Genomic DNA, 10,400 nt, shown 5'->3' with positions numbered 1-10,400 from the left:
GCGGGCGGGTGTCATGGCAGGCGGTGGCTCAACAGCAGTAGGGCGGGAAGTGCGGGACGGTGGCGGCAACGTTCATGCGGCCTGCTCCCGGGTGCCGGGCAGTGCGCGCGGCGGCAGTCCGGCCACGGCATTGGCAATCGCACGGATATGCTCGGGGGTGGAGCCACAGCAGCCGCCGACCAGGTTCAACAGGCCATCCTCGGCGAAGCCGCGCAGCGTGGTGGCCATCTCTTCAGGAGTTTCGTCGTACTCGCCGAACGCGTTGGGCAGGCCGGCGTTGGGGTGGGCGCTGACATAGCAGTCGGCGACCTGCGAGAGGGTTTCCACATGCGGGCGCATCGCATCGGCGCCCAGCGCGCAGTTCAGGCCGATCGACAGCGGTCGCGCATGCGCCAGCGAGGCGTGGAAGGCTTCGGCAGTCTGTCCGGACAAGGTGCGCCCCGACGCGTCGGTGATGGTGCCGGAGATCATCACCGGCAACCGCGCGCCACGTGCATCAAAGGCCTCTTCCAGCGCATACAGCGCGGCCTTGGCATTGAGCGTATCGAAGATGGTCTCGACCATGAGCGTGTCGGCGCCGCCGTCGATCAGGCCTTCGATGGCTTCGCGATAGGTGTCGCGAAGCTCGTCGAAGCTGGTGTTGCGGAAGCCCGGATCGTTCACGTCGGGACTGATCGAGGCGGTGCGGCTGGTCGGGCCGATCACCCCGATCACGAAGCGCGGCTTGCCGGGCGTGGTCGCTTCCGCCGCGTCACAGCAGGCGCGCGCGACGGCCGCACCGGCCTTGTTCAGTTCGTACACCAGGTGCTCGAGGTGGTAGTCAGCTTGGCTGACCGAGGTGGCATTGAAGGTGTTGGTCTCGACCAGATCCGCGCCTGCCTCCAGGTAGGCGGTATGGATGTCGGCGACGATCTGCGGCCGGGTCAGCAGCAGCAGATCGTTGTTGCCCTTCAGATCATGGCCTTCGGGCACGCCGTGGTCACAGCCGGGGCCATGCGCATGGTCATAGCCACCGGCGAAGCGTTCGCCACGGTAATCGTCTTCCTGCAGGCCGTGGCGCTGGATCATCGTGCCCATCGCGCCGTCGATGATCAGGATCCGCTCGCGCAGGGCGTCGAGCAGTGCGTTGGCACGATCGGGATGCAACCAAGGCAGGGCAGGCATGGCGGTCTCGGGCTCAGGGCTTGTTGGCGATCAGCGAAATCACTTCAAAGTGCGGCGGGCGTTTCTCGCGGGTGACCGTCTCCAGGCTGGACACCTGCAGGCCGGCCTTGTCGACGAACCTGCGCAGCTCCTTGTCGCTGAAGCCGAGGTTGACATGGCCATAGGCCTCCACGGCGGCCTTGTGCTCGTGGCGCGCCAGGCTGCACAGCAGCAGCCGGCCACCGGGCCGCAGCACGCGCGCGGCTTCGGTCACCGCCTGCGCCGGCTTGCTGGCGTAGGTCAGCGCGTGCATCAGCACGACCAGATCGAAGCTGGCATCCTTGAACGGCAGTGCATGCATGTCGCCCTCGCGCACTTCCACGTTCGGCAGGCGGCGCAGGCGTTCGCTGGCGGCGGCGACCACGCGCGCGCTGGTGTCGATGCAGATGTAGCGCTTGGCATGTGGGGCTACCAGTTCGGCCAGCACGCCGTCACCGGAAGCGATATCCAGCACGTCGCCGGTCTCCAGCAGCGGCAGCGCGGTACGCGCCAGTGCCTCCCAGGTGCGGCCAGGTGAGTAGTGGCGTTCCATGTCGCCGGCCACGCTGTCGGCCCAGTTCTGGTCCGAGGCGCGGTGCGCCAGCACGGCGGCGACGCGTTCGGCATCCTGGCGCAGCAGCGGGTCATCGCTTCCGTTGCTCAAGGCATGCCACAATGCACGCTGCGCCGGGTCCAGCTGGGCCTCGTCGAAGCGGTAGTACGCCGACACGCCAGCACGGCGGTCGCGGACCAGGCCGGCTTCCTTCAGGCGTGCCAGGTGGGTGGACACGCGCGGCTGCGCCAGCCGGGTGATCGCCGACAGTTCGGCCACGGTCAGTTCCTCCTGCTCCAGCAGCGCCAGCAGGCGGACGCGAGTGGCATCGGCGAACACCTTCAGGCGGGTCGACCAGTCTTCCAGATCCATAAACATCTACCTATCGCGATATAGAGATATATTCGCTGAAGGGGCTGTCGCGGTCAAGTCGCCAGCGTACGGAAACTGCCGGGCCCCGGTACAATCGGAGCACCTGGGCGCGCCGTATGCGGCCCATAACTTCATGTACCCGGGAGGGTGTTGTGGATTTCAGCTTTACCGAAGAGCAGTTGATGCTGCAGGACGTTGCGCGGCGCATCGCGCAGGAAAAGATCGCCCCCAGTGCGGAGCATCATGACCGCACCGGCGAGTTCCCGCTGGACAACATCCGCCTGCTGGGCGAGAACGGCCTGATGGGCATTGAAGTGCCGACCGAATACGGCGGTGCGGGCATGGACCCGGTTGCGTACGTGCTGGCGATGGTGGAGGTCGCCGCCGCCGACGCAGCCCATTCGACCATCATGTCGGTCAACAATTCGCTGTTCTGCAACGGCATCCTGACCCACGGTACCGAGCAGCAGAAGCAGACCTACGTACGTGCCATCGCCGAAGGCACGGCCATCGGCGCGTTCGCGCTGACCGAGCCGCAGTCCGGTTCCGATGCTACCGCCATGCGCTGCCGCGCGGTGAAGCAGGCCGACGGCACCTTCGTCATCAATGGCAAGAAGAGCTGGATCACCTCCGGTCCGGTGGCCAAGTACATCGTGCTGTTCGCGATGAGCGAGCCGGACAAGGCCGCGCGCGGCATCACCGCCTTCATCATCGATACCGACAAGGCCGGTTTCGGTCGTGGCAAGACCGAGCCCAAGCTGGGCATCCGCGCCTCGGCCACCTGCGAGATCGAGTTCAACGACTACGTGGCGCAGGCCGAAGACGTGCTGGGCCAGGAAGGCGAGGGATTCAAGATCGCCATGAGCGTGCTCGATGCCGGTCGCATCGGCATCGCTTCGCAGGCCATCGGCATCGCCCGTGCCGCCTATGAAGCGACTCTGGAATACGTGAAGGAGCGCAAGGCGTTCGGCGCGGCCATCGGCACCTTCCAGATGACCCAGGCCAAGATCGCCGACATGAAGTGCAAGCTGGACGCAGCGCTGCTGCTGACCCTGCGCGCGGCGTGGGTGAAGGGCCAGGGCAAGCGCTTCAGCAATGAGGCTGCCATTGCCAAGCTGACCGCCTCTGAGGCGGCAATGTGGATTGCCCACCAGGCCGTGCAGATCCACGGCGGCATGGGGTATTCCAAGGAAATGCCGCTGGAGCGCTACTTCCGTGATGCCAAGATCACCGAGATCTACGAAGGCACCTCGGAAATCCAGCGCCTGGTGATCGCACGCAACGAGACCGGGCTGCGCTGATGGACACGACGGGGCGGCGATTGCCGCCCCGTTTCCTCTGCGCTGTCAACGTGGCAACCGGCAAACGATATCCTTTCCATTCCATTCACAGACGATCTGAAGGGATTCCCGTGGCATTCCCGGATGCATGGTCACACCGTAGAGCCGGGCGGAGTCAACCCATCGTTCGAGCTCGCCGGCATCGTCAAAGCGATAGTTGCCGATGAAGCTCCGGGCCATCTCTGGATCGGTTGCCGCACCATCCGGAATCTTGTTGCCCTTGGCGTCACGGCTTTCACCTTGCACATAGCGGGCTTGATCAACCGCAGAAGGCGTGATGACCAGCGTGGTTTTTGAACCATCGCGCCATGTGATCCGATAGATGGCGCTGTCAATGCCGACGGTCTTGCTGACGAAGCTCAGGCCGATCGAGGAAAGGAATGTTGCCATGCCGTTCCAGGCGGCCGACGATGTTGTCGCCCCCGTGAAGGCCTTGCCGATGTCACCTTCCAGCCTTGATCGCTCCGTGGCCATCTGAACGACATCGTAGGCGTTGAGGTTCTTGTGCTCTTCCGGGAAGCTTATGCCGTTGGCGTATTGCGGGTCATCAGGATGAACCTCGTACTGGACTCCTCTTCCGGCCCGCTGCCGCGGCGCGAACTGTACGGTTGGCACGTTGTTGTCGAGCATGCCCATGATCCGATTGAAGGATGCGTTGATTGGCCCGGGAATCTGCGCCCTTGTTGCGCGATAGCGCCGTAGCTCGCGATCGTATTCCACATCGAAACCATGGATCCGGCGCTGCTGGAAGTCGGCGACGATGGTCGGCCCCGTACCCGAGGAAAGCGCCAATGCGCGCGGGTCACGACAGTTGTCGCAGACGAGGACGCCTGCCGCGTGGCTGTCCTGGATGCTGCTGGCCGCGAAGAGCGCGCCAAACAGCAGGGCAGGGCAGCTGAAGAATCGTAGTGGTGCTCTTTCCATGATCAGTCTCCTGGAGGGCTTCGGATCGATTGCCGTCGAGACATCTGGATAGCAGCGATCCGGGCGTGCCGCATTTCTGTGTGCCCATGAATCCGGGGTGGGTGGCTTTCTGCGAACACGGTAGACGCCTTGAGCGCTTCGGTGTCGGGTGATGCCTTCCGGCGCAGCGGTCGAGGCTTCTCAATACAGGCCGTATGCGACCGGTCTCCGTGCAGTCGATGTGTCAGCGATCCATTGGCATTCCGGCTCGATGAGCGCAGAATGCTCCGCCGTTCATGGACACCACCACATGCTCATCTATCGAGGCGCGGGGCTGCTGATCCTGCTCACACCGATCGCTGTCGTGCTGCTCATCCTCATCCTGTTCCCGGATCCAGTGGTGGGTCGCGGCAATACTTCACTCGGCCAGGTCCTGCTGGCGTTCGGCCTTGGCTCAGCAATCAATACGGTGCTGGGTTTTGTGCTCAATCGAAAGCCGCGTGCACATGGCCTGCATGCTCCGCATCACTTCTTCTTCCTGCCGATGCAATGGCCTGCGATGGCGGTTGTGACGGTGTGCGTGGTGGTGGCGCTGCTGCGCTGAGACGTTGCCCGAACAGCGCCAACCAAGGTTGGCGGCTACCGGGCATGCCGTTGCTCCGGTAGATGCCAACCTGGGTTGGCATGGATGCGGAAGCGGCAACAAAAAAGGCCCCGGATCGCTCCGGGGCCTTTTCGTTTCAGCGCACCGCCGGATCAACGATCCGGGCGGTGGGCGGACTCTGCGTCGCGCTGGCGCTCCATGAACTCCTTCGACGGTTCATCCAGCTTGTCGCCCAGCATGCGGCGCACGACCACGAAGAACACCGGGATCATCAGCAGGCCGAGCAGGGTGGCGAACAGCATGCCGCCGATCACGCCGGTGCCGATGGCGTGGCGGGAGTTGGCGCCGGCGCCGGTGGAGATCGCCATCGGGATCACGCCCATGATGAACGCGAACGAGGTCATCAGGATCGGGCGGAAACGCAGGCGGGCCGCTTCGATGGTGGCATCACGCAGGTTCTTGCCTGCTGCGCGCTGCTCCACCGCAAACTCCACGATCAGGATCGCGTTCTTCGCCGCCAGGCCGATCACGGTGATCAGGCCGATCTTGAAGAACAGATCGTTGGGCAGGCCGCGCAGCATCGACAGGCCGAGGGCACCCAGCACGCCCAGCGGCACGACCAGCAGCACCGCCACCGGGATCGACCAGCTTTCATACAACGCGGCCAGGCACAGGAACACCACTACGATCGACAGCACCAGCAGCAGCGTCGCCGCGTTGCCGGCCAGGATTTCCTGGTAGGACATGCCGGACCAGTCGTAGCCGAAACCGGCCGGCAGGTCGTCGTTGACGATCGCCTCCATGGTCTGCATCGCTTCACCCGAGCTGGTGCCCGGTGCCTGCGAACCGACGATGTTGATCGCCGAGTAGCCGTTGTAGCGGCTCAGCGACGGCGGTGCCGACACCCATTCGGACTTGACCACCGTGTTGAGCGGGATCATCGCGTTGGTACCGTCGGCATTGGTGGTGAGGCTGGACGGGCTGTAGAAGCTCTTCAGCGACTCCTGGCCGGTGCGGTACGGGCCATCGGCCTGCATGGTCACGCGCTTGATGCGGCCTTCATAGAAGAAGTCATTGACGTACACCGGGGCCAGCATCAGCTGGATGGTGCTGTACACGTCCGACACCGACATGCCCATTGACTGCGCCTGCACGCGATCCACGTGCAGCTGCAGCTGCGGCGCGTTTTCCAGGCCGTTCGGGCGCACACCGACCAGGTGGTCCGGTTTCTGCGCGGCCTGGCCGAGCAGGATGTTGCGGGCCTGGGTCAGCTGCTCGTAACCGGCACCGCTACGGTCCTGCAGCCACATGTCGAAGCCACCGAACTGGCCAAGGCCCTGCACGGTGGGCAGGTTGACCACGAAGATCTGCGCTTCCTTGATGCCATAGAACGCGCCGTTCATGTTCTGGATGAACTCCGGCGCGGTGAACTTGCGTTCCTCCCACGGCTTCAGGCGGATGAAGCCCATGCCCACGTTCTCGCCGGAACCGACGAAGCTGAAGCCGGCCACCTGCAGCATGCCTTCATAGCCATCCTGCTTTTCCAGGATGCCACGCATCTGCGCGAACACTTCGTTGGTCTGGCCCTTGGTCGAGCCCGGCGGCAGCTGCACGATCGCCAGCGCATAGCCCTGGTCTTCTTCCGGCAGGAAGCTGCCCGGCATGCGGGTGAACAGGAAGCCGCACAGCGCGGTCAGCACCACGAACAGGATCATCCAGCGCGGCGCATGGCGCACCGCAGAGGTGATGTGGCCCACATAGGTGTGGCTGATCTTGTCGTAGTACTTGTTGAAGGTGCGGTAGACGATGTTCGGGTTGTCGTTGTGCGTCGGCTTGAGGAAGGTCGCGCACAGCGCCGGCGTGAAGCCCAGGGCCAGGAACGCCGAGAATGCCATCGAGATGGCGATGGTCAGCGCGAACTGCTTGTAGATCTCACCGGCGGCACCGCCCTGCAGGGCGGAGGGGATGAACACCGCGGCCAGCACGACGGTGATCGCCACCACCGCACCGGTGATCTGGGTCATCGCTTTCTGCGTGGCAGGCTTGGGCGCCAGGCCCTCCTCGGTCATGATGCGTTCGACGTTCTCGATCACCACGATCGCGTCGTCGACCACGATGCCGATCGCCAGCACCATCGCAAACAGCGTCAGCTGGTTGATGGTGAAGCCGATCATCCACATGCCCAGGAAGGTACCGAGCAGGGCGACCGGGATCACCAGGGTCGGGATCAGGGTGGCGCGGAAGTTCTGCAGGAAGATCAGCATCACCAGGAACACCAGCAAGACCGCTTCAAACAGGGTCTTGACCACTTCCTGGATCGAGATCTTGACGAACGTGGTGCTGTCGTACGGCGAGAACCAGGTCACCCCGGACGGGAAGCTGGGCTGCAGCTCGTCCATCTTGGCGCGCACCGCTTCGGCCACGTTCAGGGCATTGGCGCCCGGCAGAAGCTGGATGGCGAAGGCGCCGGTCGGCTTGCCGTTGTACTGGGTGTCGAAGCCGTAGTTGTTGGCACCGAAGGCGACGCGGGCGATGTCCTTCAGCAGCACGCGCGAACCGTCAGCGTTGGCGCGCAGGATGATGTTCTCGAATTCCTGCGGCGAGCTGAAGCGGCCTTCGGCCGAGACCGTGGCGGTGAAGTGCTGGCCTTCCGGCGACGGGTCCGAACCCAGCGCACCGGCGGCGAACTGCACGTTCTGCGCACGTACCGCGGCCAGTACCTGGCTGGCCGACAGGCCATAGCCCTGCATCTTCTCCGGGTTCAGCCAGATGTTCATGGCGTACTCGGAACCGAACTGCTGGGTGCTGCCGACGCCGGGGATGCGCGAGACCTGGTCGAGCACGCGCGAACCGACGATGTCGTTCAGGGCGTCACGGTTGATGGTCGGGGTATCGGACTGCAGCGCCACCACCATCAGGAAGCCGGCGTTGGCCTTGGCCACCACCACGCCCTGCTGGGTCACTTCCGAGGGCAGGCGTGGCGTGGCCAGCGAGACCTTGTTCTGCACCTGCACCTGGGCGATGTCCGGATCGGTACCGGTCTCGAAGGTCAGGGTGATCTGCGCACGGCCGTTGGACGCGGACGAGGAACTGAAGTACAGCAGGTGATCGATACCGGTCAGCTGCTGCTCGATCACCTGGGTGACCGATTTTTCCGTGGTGTCGGCACTGGCACCCGGGTAGGTCGCCGAGACGGTGACCTGCGGCGGGGCGATGTTGGGATAGGACTCCACGCCCAGGTTGAGGATCGCGATCACGCCGCTGAGCGAGATCAGGATCGCAACCACCCAGGCGAAGACTGGATGTTCGATGAAAAATTTAGGCATGACGGAAGGTTCCCGTTACTGCTTGTTCGAATCGGTGGCGGCCGGCTTGGCCGCATCGGCCTGCTCGGGCTTGGCAGCGTCGGCCGGTGCCTTGCCTGCGGCCGGTGCCGCGCCCGCCGGAGCGGCGCCGCCTGCGGCAGGCTTGCCGTTGGCGTCTTGCCCGGGGGTCCACGGCTTGGCCACCGCCGGTGCACCTTCCTTGACCTTCTGCACGCCGGCCACGATCACCTTGTCACCGGCGGCCAGGCCGTCGCTGACCAGCCAGTTGCCGTTCTGCGCGCCATCGGTCTTCACGTTCTTGCGCACGACCTTGCCGTCGGCGCCGACCACCATCACGTAGCCGCCGGTGGTATCGCGCAGCAGGGCCTGCTGCGGTACCAGGTAGGCGTTGTTGCGCTCGCCCAGGTTGGCCTGGAAGCTGACGAAGGCACCTGGCAGCAGGATCTGCTGCGGGTTCGGCAGCACAGCGCGCAATGACACTGCACCGGTGGCCGGGTCGACCGTAGTGGAGGAGAAGTCCAGCGTGCCCGGCTCGCTGTAGGTGCTGCCATCGGCCAGCTTCACTGCCACCGTCGCCTTGCCGTCGCCGGACAGCGCCAGCGCGCCCTTGGCCTGCTGCGCGCGCAGCTGGGTCAGTTCGTCCACGCTCAGCGAGAAGTTCACGTACAGCGGGTCGAGCTGATCGACGGTGGTCAGCAGGGTCACATCGCCCTGGCCGACCAGTGCGCCCTCGGTGACCTGCTGCTTGTTGGCCACGCCACTGATCGGCGCGGTCACTTCGGCGTAACCCAGGTTGATCCGCGAGGAGGTCACGGCGGCTTCGGCCTGCTTGACCGCGGCCAGCGCGGTGCGCTCGGCCGACTCGGCGTTGTCCAGGTCGGACTTGGAGACGAACTGCTGCGGCGCCAGCGAGCGTGCACGGTCGGCGGCCACCTTGGCGTTGGCGTAGGTCGCGCGGGCCGAGGCCAGCTGCGCTTCAGACGCATTGAGCGAGGCACGCAGCGGCGCCGGGTCGATCAGGAACAGGGTCTGGCCCTGCTTGACCTGCGAGCCTTCCTGGTAGACGCGCTTGAGCAGCACGCCCGGCACCCGCGCGCGCACGTCGGCACTGCGGAACGGCGACAGGCGGCCGACCAGCTCACGCTGCAGCGGCAGGGTCTGCGGCTTGGCGTCGATCACGCCCACCTCCGGCGGCGGGGGCGTCTGCTGTTCCGGCTTCTTGCAGGCAGCCAGCGCGACAGCAACGGCGCACGTCAAGGCAAGGGTGCGGAGTGGGGCGGTCATCAGGAGGAACTCCGGGGTTGGTTTGTAGACGGGGCCGCCGACGGCTGTGGCGCGAAGGCGCGCAGGAAGCTGTCGACGGAGAACTCTGCCCAACGCCGACGCAGCAGTGCGTCATCACGGTGGGGGGTATGGAAACGCTGTTTGTCGAAATCCTGACCGGCAATCATGCTCAGCAGCAGTTCGGCCATGAAGTGCGGGTCGTCATGCCGGAGCTGGCCACGCATGCAAACGGTTTCAATCCATTCAGCAAGATGAAGCGTCAGCGCGCCGGCACCGTGCCGGTACAGCGTACGCGCCTCTTCGGGAAACTGGGCCGCATCGGCGGCAATCAGCCGGCAGGCCTGGCCCACGTGCGGTTGGTTGAAGTGCTCCAGGAAGTCAATGGCGAACTGGAGCAGGCTGGCACGCAGGTCGTCAGTGCGGAGTGCACGGACCATGGCGCCGGTGGCGTGGCCGACATGGCGCTGCATCACCCGGCGCAGCAGCTCCTGCTTGCTGCCGTAGCGCGAGTACAGGGTCTGCTTGGAGCAGCCCGCATGCTGGGCCACTGCGTCCATGCTCATCTGCATGCCCTGCTGGGCCAACAGCTGGCGTACGGCTTCGAACACGCGCTCATCGCGTGCGTCGAGGGCAACGGGGAGGTAGGCCGGATTCACGCGGTGGACTATACCGTCCAGTTCAGGATTGTGGAATCGAAACGGCGTTGCCGCGTGTGTCTTCCGGTAACACGCTTTGCCGATCCTGTCGCCAGAGCCGAACCGGGCGCCATCACCCTACCGGCGCGAACTGAATAGGCGTCTAAACCGCAGCAAACCCGAATCTGCTTATTCCGTCCT

Annotated in this window: 8 protein-coding genes; 2 read left to right on the top strand and 6 right to left on the bottom strand. The window is 64.9% G+C overall.

All coding sequences use genetic code 11. The features are described from left to right. Nucleotides 1-72: 72 nt before the first annotated feature. Together O0J15_RS14085 and O0J15_RS14080 are read right to left on the bottom strand one after the other, a co-directional pair. Nucleotides 73-1,164: a homocysteine S-methyltransferase family protein gene (locus tag O0J15_RS14085; protein ID WP_308305824.1), complete on the bottom strand. Its 1,092-nt coding sequence runs from the start codon at nucleotides 1,162-1,164 to the stop codon at nucleotides 73-75. Between the two features lie 13 nt (nucleotides 1,165-1,177). Next, a complete protein-coding gene (locus O0J15_RS14080) occupies nucleotides 1,178-2,107 on the bottom strand; it encodes a metalloregulator ArsR/SmtB family transcription factor (protein ID WP_019660391.1) in 930 nt (309 codons plus the stop codon). Nucleotides 2,108-2,259: 152 nt separating this feature from the next. On the opposite strand from O0J15_RS14080, the gene O0J15_RS14075 reads away from it, so the two are divergent. Continuing rightward, entirely contained in the window at nucleotides 2,260-3,408 is a 1,149-nt protein-coding gene (locus tag O0J15_RS14075; RefSeq protein ID WP_308305823.1) for an acyl-CoA dehydrogenase family protein, read from the top strand. A 45-nt stretch (nucleotides 3,409-3,453) separates the two neighbouring features. On the opposite strand, the gene O0J15_RS14070 is transcribed toward O0J15_RS14075, so the two are convergent. Beyond that, nucleotides 3,454-4,371 carry a hypothetical protein gene (locus tag O0J15_RS14070; protein WP_058981279.1) on the bottom strand — a complete coding sequence of 306 codons (918 nt, stop codon included), beginning with the start codon at nucleotides 4,369-4,371 and terminating at the stop codon, nucleotides 3,454-3,456. A gap of 289 nt (nucleotides 4,372-4,660) precedes the next feature. Here O0J15_RS14070 and O0J15_RS14065 point away from each other — a divergent pair, with 289 nt between their 5' ends. Then, the gene (locus tag O0J15_RS14065; protein WP_308305822.1) at nucleotides 4,661-4,954 is read left to right on the top strand and encodes a hypothetical protein; all 294 of its coding nucleotides are present in this window, start codon (nucleotides 4,661-4,663) and stop codon (nucleotides 4,952-4,954) included. Between the two features lie 152 nt (nucleotides 4,955-5,106). Here O0J15_RS14065 and O0J15_RS14060 read toward each other — a convergent pair whose 3' ends face one another. Genes O0J15_RS14060 through O0J15_RS14050 form a run of 3 tightly spaced genes read right to left on the bottom strand, consistent with a single transcriptional unit; the run spans nucleotide 5,107 to nucleotide 10,220 of the window. Further along, nucleotides 5,107-8,280 (bottom strand): multidrug efflux RND transporter permease subunit, encoded by a 3,174-nt coding sequence (locus O0J15_RS14060; protein ID WP_021202721.1) that lies wholly within the window; start codon nucleotides 8,278-8,280, stop codon nucleotides 5,107-5,109. Between the two features lie 15 nt (nucleotides 8,281-8,295). Continuing rightward, entirely contained in the window at nucleotides 8,296-9,564 is a 1,269-nt protein-coding gene (locus O0J15_RS14055) for an efflux RND transporter periplasmic adaptor subunit (RefSeq protein WP_171952811.1), read from the bottom strand. Beyond that, nucleotides 9,564-10,220, bottom strand: a complete 657-nt coding sequence (locus tag O0J15_RS14050; protein WP_019660385.1) for a TetR/AcrR family transcriptional regulator — start codon at nucleotides 10,218-10,220, stop codon at nucleotides 9,564-9,566. Before O0J15_RS14050 ends, O0J15_RS14055 begins: the two co-directional genes overlap by 1 nt. Nucleotides 10,221-10,400 lie beyond the last annotated feature (180 nt).

The sequence above is a fragment of the Stenotrophomonas sp. Sm10 genome (assembly GCF_030985515.1).
GTDB classification, from domain to species: Bacteria; Pseudomonadota; Gammaproteobacteria; order Xanthomonadales; family Xanthomonadaceae; genus Stenotrophomonas; species Stenotrophomonas hibiscicola.
The sequence above is the reverse complement of the archived record's forward strand: the minus strand, read 5'-3'. Positions and strand labels throughout refer to the sequence as shown.

Coding starts and splice junctions, on each gene's coding strand:
- O0J15_RS14085 (WP_308305824.1), bottom strand. CDS start 1,164: ATGCCTGCCCTGCCTTGGTTGCATCCCGATCGTGCCAACGCACTGCTC.
- O0J15_RS14080 (WP_019660391.1), bottom strand. CDS start 2,107: ATGGATCTGGAAGACTGGTCGACCCGCCTGAAGGTGTTCGCCGATGCC.
- O0J15_RS14070 (WP_058981279.1), bottom strand. CDS start 4,371: ATGGAAAGAGCACCACTACGATTCTTCAGCTGCCCTGCCCTGCTGTTT.
- O0J15_RS14065 (WP_308305822.1), top strand. CDS start 4,661: ATGCTCATCTATCGAGGCGCGGGGCTGCTGATCCTGCTCACACCGATC.
- O0J15_RS14060 (WP_021202721.1), bottom strand. CDS start 8,280: ATGCCTAAATTTTTCATCGAACATCCAGTCTTCGCCTGGGTGGTTGCG.
- O0J15_RS14055 (WP_171952811.1), bottom strand. CDS start 9,564: ATGACCGCCCCACTCCGCACCCTTGCCTTGACGTGCGCCGTTGCTGTC.